Origin of the sequence: Brevibacterium otitidis (assembly GCF_042429315.1) — a bacterium.
Lineage (GTDB): Bacteria > Actinomycetota > Actinomycetes > Actinomycetales > Brevibacteriaceae > Brevibacterium > Brevibacterium otitidis.
In genome coordinates this window covers 13,199-34,907 of sequence record NZ_JBHMAU010000053.1, presented here as the reverse complement: position 1 = coordinate 34,907, position 21,709 = coordinate 13,199, and the positions used below count along the sequence as shown (strand labels likewise).

Annotated in this window: 15 protein-coding genes; 11 read left to right on the top strand and 4 right to left on the bottom strand. The window is 66.0% G+C overall.

The genetic code is table 11. The features are described 5' to 3' along the window. Positions 1-79: 79 nt before the first annotated feature. Together ACFFN1_RS08460 and ACFFN1_RS08455 are read right to left on the bottom strand one after the other, a co-directional pair. Complete coding sequence (locus ACFFN1_RS08460; protein WP_376840246.1) at positions 80-1,405, bottom strand: ISL3 family transposase; 1,326 nt, start codon at positions 1,403-1,405, stop codon at positions 80-82. Continuing rightward, positions 1,350-3,335 carry a penicillin-binding transpeptidase domain-containing protein gene (locus ACFFN1_RS08455; RefSeq protein ID WP_376840245.1) on the bottom strand — a complete coding sequence of 662 codons (1,986 nt, stop codon included), beginning with the start codon at positions 3,333-3,335 and terminating at the stop codon, positions 1,350-1,352. Before ACFFN1_RS08455 ends, ACFFN1_RS08460 begins: the two co-directional genes overlap by 56 nt. A 30-nt stretch (positions 3,336-3,365) precedes the next feature. Between ACFFN1_RS08455 and ACFFN1_RS08450 the strand changes: the two genes are divergently transcribed. The 5 genes from ACFFN1_RS08450 (at position 3,366) to ACFFN1_RS08430 (ending at position 12,039) form a co-directional block, all read left to right on the top strand. Next, positions 3,366-4,424: a LysR family transcriptional regulator gene (locus ACFFN1_RS08450; RefSeq protein WP_376840244.1), complete on the top strand. Its 1,059-nt coding sequence runs from the start codon at positions 3,366-3,368 to the stop codon at positions 4,422-4,424. Beyond that, the gene (locus ACFFN1_RS08445) at positions 4,421-5,335 is read left to right on the top strand and encodes a serine hydrolase (RefSeq protein WP_376840243.1); all 915 of its coding nucleotides are present in this window, start codon (positions 4,421-4,423) and stop codon (positions 5,333-5,335) included. The genes ACFFN1_RS08450 and ACFFN1_RS08445 overlap by 4 nt, the downstream gene beginning before the upstream one ends. Positions 5,336-5,373: 38 nt before the next feature. Continuing rightward, positions 5,374-8,868: a DEAD/DEAH box helicase gene (locus tag ACFFN1_RS08440; RefSeq protein ID WP_376840242.1), complete on the top strand. Its 3,495-nt coding sequence runs from the start codon at positions 5,374-5,376 to the stop codon at positions 8,866-8,868. Positions 8,869-8,995: 127 nt separating this feature from the next. After that, positions 8,996-9,817 (top strand): SDR family NAD(P)-dependent oxidoreductase, encoded by an 822-nt coding sequence (locus tag ACFFN1_RS08435; protein ID WP_376840241.1) that lies wholly within the window; start codon positions 8,996-8,998, stop codon positions 9,815-9,817. Between the two features lie 116 nt (positions 9,818-9,933). Next, the gene (locus ACFFN1_RS08430; protein WP_376840240.1) at positions 9,934-12,039 is read left to right on the top strand and encodes a GmrSD restriction endonuclease domain-containing protein; all 2,106 of its coding nucleotides are present in this window, start codon (positions 9,934-9,936) and stop codon (positions 12,037-12,039) included. Position 12,040: 1 nt separating this feature from the next. Here ACFFN1_RS08430 and ACFFN1_RS08425 read toward each other — a convergent pair whose 3' ends face one another. Both ACFFN1_RS08425 and ACFFN1_RS08420 read right to left on the bottom strand, forming a co-directional pair. Continuing rightward, a complete protein-coding gene (locus tag ACFFN1_RS08425; protein ID WP_376840239.1) occupies positions 12,041-14,782 on the bottom strand; it encodes a cation-translocating P-type ATPase in 2,742 nt (913 codons plus the stop codon). A gap of 241 nt (positions 14,783-15,023) precedes the next feature. Continuing rightward, the gene (locus ACFFN1_RS08420) at positions 15,024-15,809 is read right to left on the bottom strand and encodes a GntR family transcriptional regulator (RefSeq protein WP_376840238.1); all 786 of its coding nucleotides are present in this window, start codon (positions 15,807-15,809) and stop codon (positions 15,024-15,026) included. 209 nt (positions 15,810-16,018) lie between these two features. Here ACFFN1_RS08420 and ACFFN1_RS08415 point away from each other — a divergent pair, with 209 nt between their 5' ends. From ACFFN1_RS08415 to ACFFN1_RS08390, 6 genes are all read left to right on the top strand, one after another. Further along, entirely contained in the window at positions 16,019-17,161 is a 1,143-nt protein-coding gene (locus tag ACFFN1_RS08415; RefSeq protein WP_376840237.1) for an ABC transporter substrate-binding protein, read from the top strand. Next, positions 17,158-18,147 carry an ABC transporter permease gene (locus tag ACFFN1_RS08410; RefSeq protein ID WP_376840236.1) on the top strand — a complete coding sequence of 330 codons (990 nt, stop codon included), beginning with the start codon at positions 17,158-17,160 and terminating at the stop codon, positions 18,145-18,147. The genes ACFFN1_RS08415 and ACFFN1_RS08410 overlap by 4 nt, the downstream gene beginning before the upstream one ends. Further along, positions 18,135-19,022: an ABC transporter permease gene (locus tag ACFFN1_RS08405; protein WP_376840235.1), complete on the top strand. Its 888-nt coding sequence runs from the start codon at positions 18,135-18,137 to the stop codon at positions 19,020-19,022. Before ACFFN1_RS08410 ends, ACFFN1_RS08405 begins: the two co-directional genes overlap by 13 nt. A gap of 78 nt (positions 19,023-19,100) precedes the next feature. After that, entirely contained in the window at positions 19,101-20,096 is a 996-nt protein-coding gene (locus ACFFN1_RS08400; RefSeq protein WP_376840234.1) for an ABC transporter ATP-binding protein, read from the top strand. Continuing rightward, complete coding sequence (locus ACFFN1_RS08395) at positions 20,093-20,842, top strand: HAD family hydrolase (RefSeq protein WP_376840233.1); 750 nt, start codon at positions 20,093-20,095, stop codon at positions 20,840-20,842. The genes ACFFN1_RS08400 and ACFFN1_RS08395 overlap by 4 nt, the downstream gene beginning before the upstream one ends. Further along, positions 20,842-21,702: an endonuclease/exonuclease/phosphatase family protein gene (locus ACFFN1_RS08390; RefSeq protein ID WP_376840232.1), complete on the top strand. Its 861-nt coding sequence runs from the start codon at positions 20,842-20,844 to the stop codon at positions 21,700-21,702. The genes ACFFN1_RS08395 and ACFFN1_RS08390 overlap by 1 nt, the downstream gene beginning before the upstream one ends. Positions 21,703-21,709: the final 7 nt, after the last annotated feature.

The following is a 21,709-nucleotide window of genomic DNA, read 5'->3' as shown; positions in this document are numbered from 1 at the left end:
GTCATGAGCTAGTGGGACTGCGGCTTCTGCGCCGAATCCGCCGTCTTCAACGAGCACAGCGAAAGCCATATCCGGCTCTTCAGAGTTGAGTGTGGGTTGATGCGTCCAGGCCGCCAGCGATGAGCAGCATGCGGAGTCGGTAGTTCTCGAGGTTGCGGAATCCGCGAGCGATCCGACGGCCCAGCTCGATGAGCCCGTTGACCGCCTCGGTGCCACCGTTGCTGGCACCGTCGGTGTCGAAGTACGCCAGGATTGTCGTCTTCCATTTCCGCAGCGTCCTGCCCAGTCTGGCGATCTCTGGGATCGGGCACGTCGGCAAGGCCTCGATCACGCGGGTGGCCAGCCTGCGCCCTTGAGCGTGAGTGTCTTGGTGGAACATGTCACGGACGTCCTGGGCGCACTGGTAGGCGACTTCGACACTGATGTGGTCCTCGTGCGCAGCGAACGCCGCTTCGAGTCTCGTACGCTGCCGTTCGGTGAGGCGTTCTCGTCCGGCCCGCAGAAGGTTGCGGATGCCGTAGAGCGGGTCTCCTTTGCGTCCCCGGTGCCCGAGTGTCTGCTGCTGGATACGACGGCGGACGTCATCGACAGCGCTGGTGGCGAGCTTGACGATGTGAAAAGCATCGAGCACACAGGTGGTGTCGTCGAGTTGGTCATCGATCGCGTTTTTGTATCCCTGGAACGGGTCCAGCGTCGCGACCCGCACACCTTGGCGGAAGGAAGGCCCGCGTGCGGTGAGCCAGTCTTTGTACACGGTGCCTGAGCGTCCCGGGACGAGATCCAGCAGACGTGCCGTCGGGTGCCGGTGGCGGGTGAGGTCGACCATGCCGGTCAGCTCCTTGGGTCCGCGCCGGCGCGGATCGGTGTGGTGCCAGACGTGCTCATCGACGCCGAGAACTTCGACGCCGTCGAACCGTGCCGGATCGTCAGCGGCGGTGTTGAGCACTGGCCGGATCTGGGACCACAGGGTGTTCCAGGTCGTGCCCAGATGGCGGGCCAGTCCCTGGATAGAGGCGTTCTCATACCGCAGCTGACGGATCGCCCAGGACACCGCGCGGGTTGTCAGCAGGGCGCGTGGTGCGGCGACCTGCGGGTTCTGCTCGGTGAAGGTCACGACCGGGCAGGCAGACTCGCGGCAGATCCAGCGGTGCTTGCGCCATCGCAGGCGGGCAGGCCGTCCAGCGGATGGGGCGTCGACCAGGGTCACAGTGACGCGTCCGTGGCCGGTCGGGATGACGCCGCATCCGGGGCAGCCGGTCAGCGGGTCGCAGGCCTCGATGTCGAGGACGACGGCGGTGTCGGTGACCTCGGCGTGGATGAGGTGGAAGTCAGGCAATCCGAGCAGGACGTCACACCTGGCACAGCGATCCACAGCAACAGCGCAGGGACACGTAGGATGGGGCATTGTCGAGGTCCTTGAGATCAGCGGGGGTAGAAGTCCACTCATCATCAGGGACCTCGACGTCTATCTCCAACACCCTTGCCCGATCGGCGTGCCCACACTCAACTCTGAAGAGCCCCATATCCCCCTGATATCCGGAGAACCACGAGTGCGTGCGAGGTGGCACATCGGTGCCGTATTCCGCAGTTCCCGTCTTGCCATAGACCGGATCACCTGGGACATTGCTGAGTTCATGGGCCGTGCCGTGCGTGACAGTGCGTCTCATCATCTCCCGCAGTGCTGCGGTGGAGTCTGGGGCAAGTGAGGCGCGGGCAGAGGGGGTCTCGGCCGCCGCCGGCACGAGAACTGGAGTCACTGTTTCACCTGCAGCGACAGACGCTGTCATCGTTGCGACCCCGAGAGGGCTCGCGAGTATCCTGCCCTGGCCAATTGACGCTGCCGCGTGTTCGACGGCATCGTCGGTTTCTGGTGCGTCACCTATGTAGCTGTCGATTCCGATTGTCGTCTCGCGAATTCCAAGGGTGCGCGCCGCGGCACTCAGTTCTGCCGAGGTGTACTCCCCAGCCGCGTCCACGAAAGCGGTGTTGCACGACTGCGCGAAGTCCTCGAGAAGGGTGACGTCTCCATGCGCTGCGTCCTCGGCGTTTTTGAACCGCTTACCGTTGACAACCGTCGTCTTCGGGCACGGGTGCGAGGTGGTTTGGGCATCACCCTGTTCGAGCATGGCGTAGGCAGACGCGATCTTGAAGACTGAACCCGGCGGGTACTGACCCGTCAGGGCCCGATCATAGGATGGGCCTTCAGGGTCGGCGTTGGCTGCCGCGAGGATATGCCCGTCACTCGGCCGCACGACGGCGATTGCCGCCGGCTTCTCCGCGCGGCCCACGGCCCGGTCTGCGGCTGACTGAATACGTGGGTCGAGGCTCGTTTCGACATCGGTTCCCGGCGATCCTTGCACCTCTCGGAGTTCGCTTCTGCCTCCATCTGCGCCGCTCTTCTTCACAACGCGGATTCCGGGAGTTCCACGCAGCTGGCTGTCGAATGCGCGTTGTAGACCGCTGCGGCCCACCTCGTCCGCCGGGTTGATCTGCTGATCTGCTTCGATATCCTCGGCGGTGGCTTGGCCAACCCTGCCCAGCACCGCTGAAGCGAACCCTGGAGACCGACTCAGTGACTGTGTGCGCTCCATGAAGACAACACCAGGCAATGGGCGGAGAGAGCTCTCGAGATTCTTGTACTCGTCCCACCTCAGAGTGACGACTTTGACGAAGGCGTCGTCGGCTGCCGAGTTGAGGCTGGAATCGAGGTCTTCGAGCTTCAAGTCGAGAATGCCACGCAGTTTCGTCACCAGCTCCTGTCGATCGTCCACGCGATCCGGTCTGATGCCGATGTCCACGACTGCACCGTCTTCGGTGAGCACCGCTGCGTCCTGTCCGAGAATGCGACCGCGGGCGGAAGCGATCCGTTCGGCAGCCAACGCATCGCCTTCTTCCAATTCGGGATGAACAGTGGCTGGAGAATACTCGGCGCGCCATCGCATCCCGCTGCGCACGAGCTTGATCGTCGTCTCGTATGTCCAATCCTGCCCGCCCCGACCGGCAGATGACGATAAATCCGAATGGCGGTTCAGGTCCCACGTCCAGGTGAGCTTCGCCGAGCCCAGGACATGCTGGGCGCTGAGCTGGCTGTATGTGATCTCAGGCTGGTGGCCGAGAACGTGAGCAAGTGACGCGGTCGGAGCCCTGCGATCGTCAGGCAGCCCGGATGGCATCCAGACCTCGTGGTCGAGTGTGCCATCGACCAGATCCTCGACGACAGCCCCGATTGCCATGCGCTGACTCAGCATCGACGGGACGTTGAATACCAATGCGCCGCCGATGGTGACAGCAACTGCGAGAGCTCCAGCAGTGAGGACTCGATTTCTCAAACTCATGCAATCCATCGAACCGTCGTAGGAGATACAATGTCCAATACCGTCTGCACCCGTACACATAACAGTTGTGGTATTATCGTTGACGTGAATATAGTCCGGGCCCTTGAAAGCTTCATCGCCGTAGCAGACTGCGAGAGCTTCACTCGTGCTGCAGAGACTCTCGGCCTGGCGCAGCCGCATCTCTCGCGCACGATTCGTGAACTCGAACGTCACCTCGGAGCCCAGCTCTTCGACCGACATAAACGTCAGATCAGGCTGACGGCCGCTGGCACGAGGTTGCTGCCGGAGGCACGCGACCTCACTAAGCGTCTTTCAGCTCTGCCGAGCCTGGCGACTGCAGCGTTAGGGCCCTTCCGGCTCGGCGTTCCTCCCTTTACAGACGCCACTGCTGTCCCCGCGGTTGCTGCTGATCTGCACATCGGCACGCGGGCAGTCGCGCTCACCCCCAATGAATCTGCCGCTTGTGCCTCTGAAATCGAGAGGGGCGGTCTCGACGCAGCCCTCGTCCTCGACGGCTGGGGCTCTTCCGATGTGTTCGGTGGCGAAGCCACCGAGTGGATTGTTCCGCTCGTCGCTGCCAACTCGCGGTTCACCGCCACCACAGGCCTTCCGCTGCCGGTCGGCTCACTCCGGGGAATGCCGCCCTTGCTCAGCGGCCATTCCTCTGGCCCACCGGAGCGTGAGCGCATCATTCTTCTCCCTGCCGATGCCGGACTACGCGAAGATTCGGCCGCTTTGTCTCATCTGATCGCATTTGGGATCACGCTTCATCAGCTCACGCCAGTCGAGCACGAATTCGATGCGATCACGCATGTGAGCACACACGGCTCAACTCTGTTGTGCCCTGCAGCTGTCGCACGCCGCCACGGTCTGCCCTTTCGCCCTCTTCGTCCGGCATCTCTCGGCAGGAAGGTCCGGCTGATCTCGTCACCACGACTCGACCTCCGGGAGATCTTTGCTGATGAAACACCGCTGCGCACAGCGCTCCTGACCGTCATCGATGCCACCCGCGAGCCCGACAACGTCACCTGGCGCACACCTCGGGACCGGCAGTTCCCACCGACCGACGAAAGGCTCTACCCGCTATGACCGCTACTCCCGCTGCCTCTCTCATCGACACCGTCACAGCGCTGTGGGACGACCTTGGAGCAGAGGGATGCCTCTGCGTCGAGGATCTCGAATCCGGGCAGTCAGTCTCGATCAACGAAGACAAGCGCATGCCGTTGGTCTCCGTCGCCAAACTCTCAATCGCCGCAGCTCTCTTCGCAGAAGACTCGGCCGGACGAATCGATGCTCGCGACACTGTCCTCATCGATCCGGCAACTACGACCAGCGGATCCACGGGTATCTCACTGTTCTCCGACCCTGTGACCATCAGCTTGCGGGATCTGACTGTGCAGATGTTCTCGGTCAGCGACAACGCCGCCGCCGATGCCGTTTACGACCGTGTAGGACCAGCTGCGATCGCTGCACTGCACAACGAGCTGGGCATTCGTTCGCTTCGGGTGCACTCTCCGATGCGTGCGCTGTTCGGAACGCTCTCTGAGATGCGCGCAGCCGATCCATCTTCAGTCGACAGTGCACTCCTGCATTCGGCTCACGATCAGCTGTTCGCCAAGGGAAGCGTGTTGTCACTGAACGACATCAATTCAGGAACAGTGCGTGGCATCGCTTCGATGCTCAGACACATTCACCACGGCGAAGTCGTCAGTCCCGACGTCAGCGCTCATCTTCGTCAGCTGATGCGCACCCAGGTGTTCCGTCACCGCATCGCATCAGGTTTTCCCATGGATACGGCTGAGTACTATGGCAAGACCGGCACCCTGCTGACCTATCGTCATGATGCGGGCGTTGTCACCGACATCGACGGCAGAGCGTACGCAGTCGTCGTATTCACCCGGTCGAGAATACCCGCGTATTCGCAACCGGAACTCGACGCCTCGATCGGGTACAGCGCACGTCTGTGCATTGAATGGCTTCGAGACCAGCGAGACCAGTAGAAGAGGGCGATGTCCGCGCCTCGTGGCACGATGGTTACATGAACTCGAAGCTGCCCCGCATCCTCGCCCCGGATGTCGATGAGTACCTCACCGACGTCATGGCCGAGCGCGGCCGGGACTATGCCGAGGACCAGCGCGTGCGCCGCGTGAGCTGGGATGCCGAGGGGTTGACTCTCAGCGGCGAGGTCGTCGGCAGCGGTTCGAACATCTACCGGGCCCGCATCTGGCTGACCGAAGCTGCGTTAAGCGGGCCGGACTGCTTCGAACCGACCAGCAGCGACTGCAGCTGCCCGGTCGGCTACGACTGCAAGCACGTCGGCGCCATCCTGTACTCCATCGCCGACTACGGCGACAGCGACGACACCGCAAGCCCGCGCACAGGCCTTGAGAATGTGATGCCGCACCGCGCCGTCACCCCACAGCGCCCCGACGACTGGCGTACCGTGCTGACAGAGCTGCAGGTCCGCCGCCGCGCACACACAGCGCGCCCCGAGGACACACCGCTGGCAATCGGCTTCGACATCGAGCGCACCACCACCAGCCGCTGGTTCCACGGCCGCCACCGCAGCCCACTCGCCAGCGCCGATGTCGTCAACCTCTCCGATATCGACCTCGGCAGCCTCAGCGTCACCCTGCGACCGCTGCGCCGGGGTGCTCGGAACAACTGGATCAAAGGCGGGCTCGGCTGGCGCAACTTCACCCGCGGTTTGGCCGGCCCACCCGGAATCCGCCGCGACCACGCCGCAGCGCTGAGCCAGCTGCACGCTCAGAACACCACCCGCAGCTACACCTACGGCAGCGAACCCGACACCGCCGTATTCTCTGCTTTCGACTCCTCCCTCGTCTGGCTGCTGCTCGCCCGCGCTCAGGACACCGGCGTCGAGCTGACCGGCTACGGCCGCGTCTCCGAAGTGCGGATCGTCAGTTCCCATTCCCCACTCACCCTCACCACCGCCTCGGGAACGGAGAAGACGCTCGAGACCGCCGACGTCATCGTCGACGTCGTGCGCCAGCCCGGCGGCTACGCCTTCACCGCCCTCATCGACTTCGCCGGCACCGTACCGGAGAACGTGTTCCGCATCGGGGACAACGCCATTGCCTTCATCGACCGGCTGCCGGGCAACACCCTCCGCCTGACCGTGGCCGAAACATCCACCCCGGTCTCCGAACCGCTCGGCGAGATGCTCGCCTCCCGCACGACGCTCAGCGTCCCCGATCACGACGCCGAGGTGTTCTTCACCGAGTTCCTCCCCGAGCTGCGCGGCCTGGCCACACTCACCAGTCACGATGCCTCGGCAGAGCTGCCGGAGTTCCGGGACCCGCGCCTGCACGTGGAGGTCGAGTTCGAACCCGAGCAATCCCTGCTGCTGACCTGGTCGTGGGAGTACTACGGCCCCAAGCGCCGCCTTCCCGTCACCCACAGCAGCTGGCACCACCGGGAGCCGGATCTCGAACGCGCCGTACTCGAAGAAATCCGGCGGATCTGGCCGACGGCCGCCACCGTCGATGAGGAACATCTGATCGGAATCGACGCCGCGAAGTTCGCGGTCCGAGTGCTGCCGCGACTCGAGGACCATCCAGAAATCGTCGTCGAAATCAGCGGTGAGCGCATCGACTACACCGAGCTCACCGCGCCCCCGCAGGTGCGGGTCACAACCGAGCCGACCGACGACCGCGACTGGTTCGACCTCGCCTTCGAGGTCACGATCGAGGGCAAAAGGATCCCGTTCGCTCCCCTGTTCGCCGCCCTGGCCCAGCACAAGTCGCATCTGCAGCTTGTCGACAACACGTTCTTCTCCCTCGACCATCCGGCCTTCGACAGGCTGCGCGAACTGCTGCAGGAGGCCGAAGCGCTCGGTGAGTGGGAGCCGGAGCGCTCGAAGATCAGCCGCCACCAGGTGTCGATCTGGGATGATCTCGTCGAGCTGGCCGATGAGGCGGTCCCTGCGCGTGAGTGGCGGGAGTCGATCGGCCGGCTCGGTGCCCTTGAGGAGCTGCCCGCGCCCGAGGTGCCAGCAGGGGTGCGCGCCGAGCTGCGCGGCTACCAGCTCGATGGGTTCCGGTGGCTGGCGTTTCTGTGGGAGCACAGCCTTGGTGGGATCCTTGCCGACGATATGGGCCTGGGCAAGACTCTCCAGACCCTGACGCTTATCGCCCACGCTCACGCGCAGGCAGGCCGCACCGCTGCGCAGGGAACCGCGGCCGAGGCGGCGGCGCCGTTCCTCGTCGTCGCACCGTCCTCGGTGGTCCCGGTGTGGCAGGCCGAGGCGGCCCGATTCACGCCGGACCTCAAGGTCGTGGTGCTCGATACGACGACGCACAAGCGCAAGCAGCCGGTCGCCGAGGCGATCGCCGGCGCCGATGTCGTGCTGACCTCATACACGATCTTCCGCATCAACGGCGAGGAGTTCACCGCACTGCCGTGGGGTGGTTTCGTCCTCGATGAGGCGCAGTTCGTCAAGAACCAGGCCGCTAAGACCTACCGCGTCGCCCGGGACGTCCGCTCCCCGTTCACTCTCGCGATCACCGGCACGCCGATGGAGAATTCGCTCACGGATCTGTGGTCGCTGCTCTCCCTGACGGCACCGGGGCTGTTCGCCTCCCCGGTGAAGTTCAAGGAGGAGTACGTCAAGCCGATCGAGAAGGGTGCCGCGCTGTCACCGGAGTCCGGTGTCCTCACCTCTGCAGACGGTGATGCGGCGGTGCAGGAGCGTCTCAATGTCGGACGGCAGGCTCGGCTGGAGCGGTTGCGCCGGCGGGTGCGGCCGTTCATGCTCAGGCGCACGAAGGACCTCGTCGCCGCTGAGCTGCCGGCCAAGCAGGAGCACGAACTGCACGTTCCGCTCGAACCCAAACACAAGAAGCTCTATGACCTCGTTCTGCAGCGTGAGCGCAAGAAGGTCCTCGGTATGGTCGGTGATCTCGACAAGCACCGCATGACGGTGTTCCGGTCGCTCACCCTCCTGCGGATGCTCGCGCTGTCACCGCCGATCGTCAGCGACGACTATGCCGATGTGCCCTCCAGCAAGCTCGAGGCGCTCTTCTCCGGTCTCGATGAGGTGCTGAGCGAAGGTCACCGGATCATCGTCTTCTCCCAGTTCACCTCCTGCCTGCGGCTCGTCGCCGAGCGGTTCGATACCGCCGGCGTCGATTACGCCTATCTCGACGGCAGCACCAGCAACCGCGGAGAGGTCATCGACGGATTCCGCTCCGGCACCGCACCGGTGTTCCTCATCAGCCTCAAGGCCGGCGGGTTCGGGCTCACGCTGACGGAGGCCGACTACGTCTTCCTCCTCGATCCCTGGTGGAACCCGGCTGCCGAGGCGCAGGCGATCGACCGCACACACCGGATCGGGCAGACGAAGAACGTCATGGTCTACCGGCTCGTCGCCGCCGGCACCATCGAAGAGAAGGTGCTCGCCCTGCAGCAGAAGAAGGCCCGGCTCTTCGACGCTCTCATGGACGACGGACGCGCCTTCAGCACCGCACTGACTGCCGACGATGTCCGCGAACTGTTCGCCCCGGCAGACTAGACACAGCCTCTCGATAGACTGCGTGTGAGCCGGTCCACAACCCCCGATCGACTCCAGTCGATCGACTGCATCGCCGCACCTGCGCGAGACGGCTCATGGCTACGACTGCCTCCAGGGAGGATGCCCAATGACCGACGCCCCAGAAACCCAGCAGACCCAGGCCACCGACGCACCGCAGGTGCAGCAGTGGGACGAGAAGATCACCCCCGGCCGTTTCGAGAACAAGACCGTCATCGTCACCGGGGCAGGAGCCGGCATCGGCCGTGCCACAGCCCTGCGCATCGCCCGCGAAGGCGGAAACGTCATTGCCTGCGACATCTCCGCCGACCGACTCGCAGACTTGGAGAAGGAGGCGACCGAGCTGGCGATCACGACTGTCGCCGGGGATGTCAGCGATGACGGCGACGTTGCGAAGATCGTCGACGCTGCCGGCGAGCGCATCGATGGTCTGGCCAATGTCGCCGGCATCATGGACGACTTCTCCCCCGTCCATGACGTCAAGGACGACATCTGGGACGCGGTCCTGCGGGTCAACCTCACCGGCGTCATGAAGCTCACCCGTGCGGTCGTGACGGTGATGCTGCCGCAGAAGGCCGGCAACGTCGTCAATGCCGGATCCGAGGCTGGTCTTCGCGGTTCGGCCGCCGGTGCCGCCTACACCGCGTCGAAGCATGCGCTCAATGGGCTGACGAAGAACAGTGCGTTCATGTATGCCGAGGAAGGTCTGCGCTTCAATGCAGTCTGTCCCGGCGGTGTGGCCACCAGCATCGAGGTGAACTTCGGATCCGAGTTCGCTGCCGCGCGCCTGCCGAAGTACTTCAGCCTCGTTCCGGGCCTGCCCTCGACCGCACAGCAGCAGGCAGCGCTCATCGCCTACCTGCTCAGCGACGACTCCACCAACATCTCCGGAGCGATCATCGCCAGCGACGGCGGCTGGGCCGGCGTCTGATCGACCTGCCCCACACCTCGGCAGACGTCTGCATCAACGGCACGCAATCGCATCGACACAGATGAGCCATATGACATCATCGGAGGTGAGACCGCCACAAACCTCGGAGTGATGACATGGCCTCGATCTTCAAGACCTCCCCTTGGAACGTCGAACAGCTCGTTTCGGCAGTAGAGAAGGGCACGATCCAGCTGCCGGATCTGCAGCGCCCGTTCGTTTGGCCGGCGACGCGTGTTCGTGACCTGCTCGACTCCATGTACCGGGGCTACCCGGTGGGCACTCTGCTCTTCTGGGACGTAGCGCTATCCGGAGACTCACGCACTATCGGCACCGACGACGTCGGAGCAGCCCATCAGATCGTGGACGGGCAGCAACGCCTCACGAGTCTGTTCGCAGTGATGCGGGGGGCTGCCGTCCGGGACGCCAAGTACCGTCAACAGCGGATCGTCATCTCCTTCGACCCCTTCGCAGAACGGTTTGAGGTGCGGTCAGCTCCCATTGCCCGGTCAAGCCGGTGGATCAGCGACATCTCGGAGTACTTTGCCGCGCCCCGTCAGTACATGCGCAGATTCCTCCGCAACTTCCTCGAAACCAATCCAGATGCAGACGAAGAGAAGGTTCAAGACAAGCTCGATGAGATCGACCTGCGTTTGAACGATCTCAATCGTTACACGTTCAGCGTCGTACACATTCAAAGTGACGTGTCGAAGGAGCTTGTCGCCGACATCTTCGTACGGATCAACTCCGAAGGCGTTCGCCTCAAATCAGCCGATTACATCCTCACTTGGCTCAGCGTCTTCTGGCCTGAAGGACGTGAGCAGATTGAGGACTTTGCCCGCTTGTCGCGCATGACGCCCGAACGGGCATCGGAGCTTGCAGGCTCCCGGGTCACGTGGACTCCGCAGAATCCATTCATTGAGATCACGACCGGATATCTCGTCAGAGTGCTTGTCGGGATCGGGCAGCAGCGAGGCCGGTTGGAGAATGCCTATAAAGCACTCCAGGCACGGGAGAAGTCGACAGGCCGCGTTTCCAGTTCACGTCAGGAGGCAGAGCTGAACAAACTTCGGGTCGCACTTCCTGTCATTCTCAACCCTCTCAATTGGGACGAGTTCGTCGAGTGCATGGCGGCAGCAGGCTATCGCAGCCGCAGCAACATCACCTCCGACATGAACATCACGGCGACATACATCGTGTGGCTCATCGGTCGTACGCACGCGAAGGTCCCTCTCGAACAGCTGCGAAGCCTAACGGCCAGCTGGCTCGTGTTCTCGCAGCTGACCTATCGCTACACCGGCTCCAGTGAGACACAGATCGAAGCCGACGTCGGAAAGTTCTTCGCCCTCACAGCGGGTGACGCGGAGGGCTTTGTTGCCGCTGTCAGCCACGCGATCAATACGGAACTCACCGACGACTTCTGGAACGTCCGCCTGCCCGACATGCTTGTGTCCTCAAGCCCCGCCATGTCACCGACGTATCAGACGTACATTGCCGCATTGAATCTCCTTGATGCCGACTCGTTCATGTCTGATCTCAAGGTCCGCGACCTCACCGATCCTGCGCGAACGCGCGTCAAAGGACTTGAGCTCCATCATCTCTACCCTCGCGCCTACCAGCAGAAGGTCCTCGGTCATACTGACGACAAGCAGATCAATCAGACCGCCAACTACGCTCCGACCGATTGGGACTCCAACGGACGAATCTCCGACCAAGCTCCAGCGGACTATTGGCCCCATCTTCTTGAAAAGGCCCGAGCGCGCGGGGACGAGTGGCTCAAGAGGCAGATGTACTGGCATGCGATGCCCCGCGGCTGGGAGAAGATGGAGTACAGCGAGTTCCTCGATGCACGCAGGCACCTCATCGCGCACGTCATCCGCGATGCGTTTCATCGGCTCTCGGCCGGGCACGTCTCTCCGGCAGTCCATCACCAACCGTCTTCAGCGCAAACTGCAGAATTGCAGGAGCAATCTGTGCTGGGCTTTGTGGAAGCCGGGCACCTCAAGCCTGGCGATGAGCTTTCAGCCGGCGGGGAAATCGATGTCGACGCCGTTGTCGGTGAAGATGCCGACCTCGTGCTGAACGGAGACGAGCACTTCGAGACTTTCGACGAAGCAACGCGATACCTCGACGTCACGCACATCGATGGACTCGACTTCTGGTCGTTGCGCACGGACGTGGGCCCGATTCCGCTTCGGTCGTTCCTCGCGCCTGCTTCGAACTGACTCACCCCCGCCCAGCAATCCGCACGACCGCCCGCCGCAGCTCTTCGACGATGATGAAGACGACCGCGCAGCCGATGATGAGCAGCCAGTGCTCCCCGTCAAGCGGCACCGTCGAGAACGCGGTGTTGAGAATCGGCAGGTAGACGACAAGCAGCTGCAGCAGCAGGCCGGCAGCCAGCGCCAGCCACAGCCAGTGGTTGGTGAACAGGCCGGCGAACATCGTCGTGTGTGCGTGCCGAACCGACAGCGTGTTCACCAGCTGCAGGATGACGAGCACGGTGAAGGCGACCGTTCGGCCGGTGGCCACATCGTCATCGCCTGCGATGAGCCCGCCGGGCAGGCACGCATCCAAGGCCAGCAGCGACAGCACCGCCATGACGAACCCGGTGCTGAGGATCCGCGCCCATTCGCGGCCATCGAGCGCACGCTGATCGGGCCGGCGCGGCGGTTTCGTCATCACCCGCTCATCGACTGGATCGACGCCCAAGGCGAGCGCCGGCGTGGAATCAGTGACGAGGTTGACCCACAGGATCTGGGTGGCCAGCAGCGGCAGGATCACCGCGCCGTCGGCCTGGACGAGGCCGAGCACAGAGGCGAAGACCACGCCGCAGAAGACGGTGAACACCTCGCCCATGTTCGATGACAGCAGGTAGCGCAGCACTTTCTTGAGATTGGAGTAGATGCCGCGGCCCTGTTTGACCGCGGTGATGATCGAGGCGAAGTTGTCGTCGGCGAGGATCATCGTCGCCGCGTCATGCGAGACCTGCGTGCCGGTGATGCCCATCGCCACGCCGATGTCAGCGCGCTTGAGCGCCGGCGCGTCGTTGACGCCGTCGCCGGTCATCGCCACGACGTGACCGTGGTCCTGCAGGTGCCTGACGATCCGCAGCTTGTGGCTCGGGTCGACGCGGGCGAACACGGAGGTCGCCTCGACCGCCTCGGCGAACTGCGCATCATCAAGCCCGCTCAGCTGCGCGCCGGTGAGCGTCTGCGGGTCGTTGATGCCGAGGTCGGCGGCGATCCGCTCGGCGGTCAGCGGGTGGTCGCCGGTGATCATGATGACCCGGATCCCGGCCTGCTGCGCCTGGGCGATCGCGGCCTTCGCCTCCGGCCGAGGCGGGTCGATCATCGCCACCAGCCCGACGAACGTCAGCCCGTGTTCCATGTCCTCGTCCAGGCTCGCCTCGGGATTCTCCCCCGTGCCCGAGGCGGTGGGCACCTCGCGCACAGCCACGGCCAGTGTCCGGTAGGCCTCCCCGGCCAGTGCGGTGACCTCTGCATCGAGACGTTCGAGCGCCTCGGGGGTGGCTTCGACGTCCCCGTCAGCAGTGCGCACGTGGGTGCAGCGGGCGAGCACCACATCGGGTGCGCCCTTCATCACCAGCTGCCGGCCGCCACCGGTCGCGCCACCGCTCGAGCCTGCGACGAGGACGGACATGCGCTTGCGCTCAGAGGAGAACGGCAGCTCGTCGAGGCGGTGGGTCTGCGGGACGGCGAGTCCGGCATCGGAGCAGGCGATGAGGAACGCCGCCTCGGTCGGGTCGCCGATCGGGCCTTCGGCGGTCAGCCGGGCGTTCGAGGCGATCGAGCCGAGCTCCAGGGTCCCGGCGGCCTGGGCGTCGGTGATGTGGTGGCGGCCGTCTGCGGTGATGACGCGGTCGATCGTCATCTGGTTGAGCGTCAGCGTGCCGGTTTTGTCGGTGCAGACGACGCCTGCCGAGCCGAGGGATTCGACGGCGTCGAGCTGTTTGACGATCGCCTCGTGGGCGGCCATCCGGCGCACGCCCATCGCGAGGATGACCGAGACGATCGCCGTCAGGCCCTCGGGGACTGCGGCAACGGCGAGGGAGACGCCGAGCAGCAGGACGGTGACCAGCGAGGATGTCGAGTGGTCGGCGGTGGTGAAGTAGACGGTGGCCATGACGGCCAGGGCGATGGCGATGACGGCGATCGTGAGCATCTTGCCGACGGCCGCCATCTCCTTCTGCAGGGGAGTGTCGGTCGATCCGGCGGTTGAGATCATCCCGGCGATCCGGCCGATCTCGCTGTCAGCCCCGGTGCCGGTCACCACGGCGCGGGCGCTGCCCTGGGTGATGGCGGTGCCGGAGTAGACCATCGGCAGCCGGTCCGCCAACGGCGTGTCGGCAGCGACGGCGTCGGGGGTCTTGTGCACGGGCACGGATTCGCCGGTCAGCGCTGCTTCGGCGACCATCAGCCGGCTGCCCGACAGCAGCCGGGCATCAGCGGGCACTGCATCCCCTTCGCCGAGGTGGAGGATGTCACCGGGGACGAGTTCGGCGGCGTCGATGACCTGGGTGCACCCGCCGCGGGTGACCGTTGCTGTCGGGCTCGTCATGTGCTTGAGTGCGGCAACCGCATCGGCGGCCTTGAGCTCCTGGACCAGGCCGATGACGGTGTTGAGCACGACGACGGCGGCGATGACGATCGCGTCGACGGGCACGCCCTGCCGGCCCTCGGCGATCCAGGCGATGACGGAGACGACGATGGCTGCCAGCAGCAGATACGTCAGCGGCTCGTTCAGCAGCTGCAGGGCGCGCCGCCAGAGCGGGACGGGTGCTGCGTGGGCGAGTTCGTTGCGCCCGCAGCGGGTGAGCCGGTCGCTCGCCTCGGCTGGTGAGAGGCCGTCCGTCGCCGAGGTGGCGAGAGCGGTGACGACCTCGTCACCGGTGTGCGCGTGCGCGTCGGGAAGGGTGCAGTCGGTGTCGAGCAGCGGGGAGCCCATGACCCGAGCTTAGCGGCCAGCAAGAGTTCGGCACTCGACTTCGGAGCAGCGGCATCGGCGGGTTCGACGGGACTGCGCCGGCCTGCAGCGAGCCGAGGCCAGCAGGCAGGCGCGGAGGGCGCTCCCTGTCTGCGGGAGCGCCCTCCGGGTGCGCGTCGATGGCCGAGCGCTTAGGCCTCTTCGACTCTCGACGCCGTCTGTCAGTGGGCGGCACAGCGCGACGGCACCGACCTGCTGCCGCTCAGCTGAGGTCGGGCAGCGTCCACTGCAGCGGATTGGAGTGCCAGGAGTTGCCGACGGAGACCATGATCTTGCCGGCGATGTAGCGATCGGTCGACCACTCGAGGTGCCGGCCGAGCGGGTCCCGGGAGACCCGCCGGTGGATGAGCAGGGCGGTGCCCGGTGCCACCTGCAGCAGGGCGGCGACCTCCGGGCTGGCGGATTCGGCGCCGAAGCGGTGCTCGGCATGGCTGAAGCGCACCTCGTGCTCCTCGGCGAGCAGCTGAGTGACTGAGCGCGCCTCGGCGGGAATCGTCTCGACGATCTCGCCGAGCCATTCGGGATACCGGGTCTGCTCGAGCATGACGATGCTGCCATCGAGGGTGCGCACGCGGGTGACGGTGAGCACCCGGCGTCCGACCGGCACATCGAGCAGCTCCTCATCGAGGCTGCCGGCGATCTCCCAGCGTGCTGTGATGACCGCGCCACCCGGCTCATGCCCGGCGCTGAGCGCCCACTGGGCGAAGGAATGGAACTCCGAGAACGTCGCGCGCGGCTGCGGCAGCTTCACCACCTGCTTGGGCCGCCCGCGCCGGCCGTCGACGATGCCCTCAGTGACGAGCTGGCTGAGCGCCACCCGCACGGTGCCGGGCGAGACGCCGAAGCGCTCGCTGAGCACCCGCTCCGAGGGCAGCGAATCACCCACCCGGTAGGTGCCTGCGAGGATCGCCTCGCGCAGCTCCTCGGCGATCCGGTCGAAGGCAAATCCGGTCACCGCCCCTGGGGTGCGACTGCTCCCATCTGGCATCGCCTGTCTCCTTCTCCTCGGCCCGGATTCTCACATTAGCCCGGCCGGCTGCCCTGGCGAGGGTGCCGGCGGCAGGTTCTGCCGTCCATTCACCTGCAATTCATCCTCACTAGTGAACTTCGTCCCACGGTGGACAACTTCACTAGTGAGACTAGTCTCGGCGTGCGGCTGTGCATGCTGTTCACCACCTCATGCGAAGGACACCTGTCGTGAAGAAACACCCCGCAATCATTCTGGCTGCGACGCTGTCTGCCGGCGCTCTGGCGCTTTCGGCCTGCGGCGGATCGGCCCAGGCCGAGGACTCCGAATCGTGGCGCGAGGCCACCTCAGCCGCTGACGGCGGCGGCATGGACGCGCTCATCGAAGCCGCACAGGCCGAAGGCGCCTTCAACGCGATGGGCCTCTACGACGACTGGGCCAACTACGGCGGCCTGCTCGAGGCGTTCTCTGAGAAGTACGACATCGAGATCAACAACGACACCTCCACCGGCTCCTCCCAGGACCTCATCAACGCCGTCGTCAACCGCAAGGGCCAGGACGACTCCCTCGACTACCTCGACACCGGCATGACCTTCGCCCAGGACGCTGGCGCCGATGGCCTGCTGGCGGTCTACCAGCCGGAGACCATCGGCGACATCGACGAGCAGTACATCGGTGAGAACGGCACGTGGATCAACCACCTCGGCGGCACCATGGCGATCGGCTGCGATTCCGGCCGCGTCGAGACCTGCCCCACCTCGTTCCAGGATCTCCTCAAGCCCGAGTACAAGGGCAAGGTCGCCATTCCCTCGAATCCGACGACCGGTGAGACCGGCTTCATGATCGTCCACGCCGCGGCCCTGGCCAACGGCGGCAGCCTCGACGACATCACGCCCGGTGTCGACTTCTTCTCCGAGCTCAAGGACACCGGCAACTACCTGCCCGTCGAAGCCTCGGCCGGCACGATCGAGACCGGCGAGACCCCGATCGTCATCAACTGGGACTACCTGCTCAAGCCGATCGCCGATGACCTCAAGGACGCCAACGGCAATGAGCTGAAGATCATCGAACCGGCCGACGGCACCGTGTCCTCCTTCTACGCCGCCTCGATCAACGCCGACGCCCCGCACCCGGCGACCGCCCGCCTGTTCTACGAGTTCCTCTTCTCCGACGAGGGCCAGAACCTGCTCCTCGAAGGCTACGTCACCCCCGTCCGCCTCAGCTCGATGCTGGAGGACGGCACCGCTGACCAGGAGGCCGTCGACGCGCTGCCCGGTGAGAACCCGGAGATCACCGCCCCGATGCCGACTCTCGATCAGCGCACGGCCAATCAGGAGGTCATCGAAGCCGAGTGGCCCAAGGCGATGCAGTGACCCAGCAATCCACTGCGGCCCTGACGGGTCAGGTCAGCACCGCCGGCACATCTGCTGCCGGCGGTGCGGCCGCCGCACCTCCCAGCACCGGCCCCGGCAGCGGCGCACCCAGCACCACCCGCCGCCGCGTCGCCGGCCTCGGCCGGGCCCTGCTCTCTCCTGCTGCCACCGCACTCGCCCCGCTCGGGCTCATCCTCGCCGCCTTCTTCATCCTCCCGCTCGTCTCGATGGCGATCCTCGCCTTCACCGTCGAGACCAGCCGCACCGAATCCCACCTCGGCTTCGGCAACTTCACCGGCCTGTTCTCCACCCACGGCCGGGCGCTGCTGAACTCGGTGCTCGTCTCCGGCGTCGGCTCCCTCATCGCCGCGCTCGTCGGCGCCCTCACCGCCCTGTGCATCGCCCAGATCCGCTCGAAGCGCCTCGACTCGATCACCGCGGTGTTCTCTTCCGTGCTCGCCAACGACGGCGGTGCCCCGCTGGCGTTCTCCTTCATCGTCACCCTCGGCAACACCGGCATCGTCTTCACCGCCCTCGGCCTCGACCGCCTCGGCTTCTCGCTCTACACCTGGCAGGGCCTGGTGGCGATGTACCAGGCGTTCCTCATCCCCACGATGATCATGGTGACCCTGCCGACCTTCGCCGGCCTGCGCCGCGAATGGAGTGAGGCCAACACCTCGCTCGGCGGCACCGGCTGGACGTTCTGGCGCCGCGTCGGCTTCCCGGTCGCCTGGCCGTCCCTGCTCGGCGGCTGGGTGCTGCTCTTCGGCTCGGCCTACGCGACCCACGCCTCGGCCGCGGTCCTCATGGGCGCCGGCGGCTTCCAGCTCATCCCCCTCAACATCGCCGCCCAGCTCAGCTCCGGCACCGGCCCAGGCGGCGAGGCGAGCGCGATGGCACTGGGCGTCTCGATGATCGTCATCGCCGTCATCACCCTCATCGTCTTCTCCCGACTCCAGCGCAGGAGCGCGACATGGCTGTCATAACCCCCGTTCCCGAGGCGCCGGCCGGCTCGCGCACGCCCGCTCCCGAGGCGCCGGCCGGGTTCTCCGCGACCCGCGCCCTGGCCTGGGCGCGCTGGCTGCCGGTCATCGCCGTCGCCGCCTATGTCACGATCCCGCTGCTGTGCTCGATCGCCTATGCGGTGCTGCCCGGCGGGACGTTCTCACTCGATGCGTATTCGGTGCTCGGCGCCGATGCCAAGCTCACGTCCGCGATCGTGCGCACCCTGCTCATCACCGCCGTCACGATCGTCGTGCTCATCGCAGCCCTCGTTCCGGCTGTCGTCGCTGTGCACCTGTGGGCGCCGAGGCTGCGCACCGTGCTCGAGGTGCTGTGCACGCTGCCGCTCGTCGTCCCGCCGATCGCCCTGGCCGCCGGTGTCGTGGCGATGCTGCGCTGGGGTGCCCAGCAGGGCCGGGGCACCACCCCGAATGCCATCAGCCAGTTCCTGCAGAGCCCGGATCTGCCGCTCATCCTCGTCGGCACCTATGTGGTCCTGTGCCTGCCGTTCACCTTCCGGTCGATCGATGCCGGACTGCGCACGATCCCGCTCAAGGCGATCGTCGAAGGCTCCCAGATCCTCGGCGCCGGGCTGTGGGGAACTGTGTGGCGGGTGGTGCTGCCGAATATGCGCGGTTCGATGCTGTTCTCCGTCTTCTTCGCCACCGCCCTGTGCTTCGGCGAGTTCACCGTCGCTGCGACCCTGAACCAGCAGACGGTGCCGGTGTGGCTGTTCACCGTGTCGTCAACGGACTTCCGCGCCTCGATCGCGATCGCCGTGCTGCTCAACCTTATCACCTGGGCACTCATGCTCATCGCCACACTCACTGCGGCCCGGGAGGCGCGTACCCGTGAATGAGCCTGTTCCGCACGTCAACGAGCCCCTTCCGCCAACACCCGCTGCTTTCTATGCTGACCTCATCTTCAGGAGGCCCCGATGACCGCGAAGTCCAACAGCGTCGTCTACGACGGCGTTTCGAAGGCCTTCGGCACCCACACGGTGCTCGATGACCTGTCCCTCGAGCTGGCCCCCGGTGAGCTCATCACCGTGCTCGGCCCGTCTGGCTGCGGCAAGACCACCGCCCTGCGGATCCTCGCAGGCTTCGAACGCCCCACCTCCGGCCGGGTGCTCATCGCCGGCCGCGACGTCACCGCGATGGCCCCGAACCGGCGCGGCATCGGCATGGTGTTCCAGGCCTACAGCCTGTTTCCCAATCTGAGCGTCATCGACAACGTCGAATACGGTCTGCGCATCCGGCGCGTCACCCGCACCGAACGCCGCCGCCGGGCCGGTGAGCTGCTGGAGATGTGCGGGCTTTCCGCTTTCGCCGAGCGTTTCCCCCACCAGCTCTCCGGCGGCCAGCAGCAGCGCGTGGCGCTGGCCCGCGCGCTCGCCGTCGAACCCTCGGTGCTGCTGCTCGACGAGCCGCTTTCGGCCCTCGATGCGACCGTGCGCACGCAGATCCGCGATGAGATCCAGCGCCTGCAGCAGGAGCTGGGCATCACGACGATGTTCGTCACCCACGACCAGGCCGAGGCGCTCGCGATCGCCGACCGGGTCGCCGTCCTCAATGCCGGTGTCATCGAGCAGCTCGACGCCCCTGAGGTCGTCTACCAGCGGCCGGCCAGCGAGTTCGTCGCCCGATTCGTCGGCAGCGTCACCGAGCTCACGATCGACGGCAAGCGCACCTTCATCCGGCCCGAGGACCTCACCCTGCGCCCCGACGAGACCGGCGCCTACACCGTCACCGGCCAGTCCTACACCGGTGAGCGGACGATCATCCGCGCCGTCGGCACCGCAGGCGCAGCCGATGGCACCGAGCTCATCTCCTCGGTGTTCCTGTCCCAGGCCCAGGCCCTGCCGTCCGGCACCCGCGTGAGCTGGCAGCTCACCGGCCAGCCCGCTTTCGTCGCTGCGGACTCCGCCGCATGAGCGCCACCCTCACCCTTCTGACCGAGGCGGCCACCGCCTCGGGACCGGCCAGCGAGCAGGTGCAGGCGGCGATCTTCGACTGCGACGGGCTGCTGTTCGACTCCGAATCCGTGTGGCTGGCGATGCTCGCCGACTTCCACGCCCGCCACGGCATGGCAGGAGCCGATCTCGCCCCGCTCACCGGCCTGGTCTCCGATGCCGCCGCCGAGGCGTTGCTCGCCCGGCTCGTCGACGCAGGCCACCCGCGGGCGGCAGGTTCGCACAGCCGACTGCGCTGCGAGCTGCAGGCCGAGCTGGATGCCGACTACTCTGAGCGCATCGCCGCAGGTGTGCCGCAGATGCCAGGGGCAGCTGAGCTCATCGCCGCGCTGGCCGCCCGCGTGCCGGTGGCGGTGGCGAGCAACGGCCGGCGGGTCGATGTGCGTATGATGCTGGCGGCCAGCGGGCTGGCCGAACACATCACGCGGGTGTGCACCGTCGAGGACGTCGCCGTCGGCAAACCGGCCCCCGACCTCTACTTCGCAGCCGCCCGCGCGCTCGGCGTCGACCCGGCTGCCTGCATCGCGTTTGAGGACTCACCGGTCGGCTCGGAGGCCGCGACCGCGGCCGGCATGGTCGTCACCGGGGTCAATCCCGATACCGGGATCGAGCTGGCCTGCCGGCACCGGCTGACCTCCCTGCAGCAGGTGCGCGTCAGCGGTGTTCCGGCCGACTTCACCCTCCACGGCGCCGTACAGGAGACATGATGAGTATAGAGTTCTCGGTGCTGAGCTGGAACCTGTGGTTCGGCGGCACGAAGATGACCGACGGCCGAGCCAAGCAGATCGCGCTCATGCAGGACGAAGCCGCAGACATCCTGTGCCTGCAGGAGTGCTGGGGTGATGGCGGGATCGCGATCGCCCGCGGCCTCGGCTATGAGATCGCCCAGCAGGCCTCCGACACTGCCGTGGCCAGCCGCTGGCCGGTCACGCTGCTGCCGACGGACACCGCGCCCTACGCCACCGCCGCCCGCGTGGACGCCCCAGACGGGCCGCTGCTCGTATGGTCGGTGCATCTGGCACCGGAGGACTACGGGCCCTACCGGGCCGCTGAGCTGCCGGATGCCGCGCCCGAGGTGTTCGCTCAGCCCGGCGAGCGGCTGCGCGATGAGCAGGCGGCAGCTGTGCTCACCGCGACCGAGGCGCTGCTCGCCTCGCTGCCGGACGGCACACCGGTCATCATCGCCGGGGACTTCAACGCCCCCTCCCCTGCCGACTGGGACGGCCGACTGCGTCCCGATGCCGCCTGGCCTGCGACGACGCGGATGCTGGAGGCGGGGTTCACAGATGCGTTCCGCGTTCGCCATCCTGACCCGGTGGTTGCGCCGGGGCTGACCTGGTCTCACATCCACACGGTGGAGGATGAGCCGCGTGACCGCATCGACTTCGTCTTCACGCGCGGTCTCACAGTCACCGGCTGCTGGCACCTCGGGCAGGCTCCCGATCCGGACGCCGCGGTCGATGCCGGGCTGAGAGACACGGGTGGGCAAGCCGACTACATTCCCCAACACGCCGAGAACGCCTTCGCCTCGGACCATCTCGCGGTGCGGGCGCAGCTGTTCCGCTGAAGCTGAG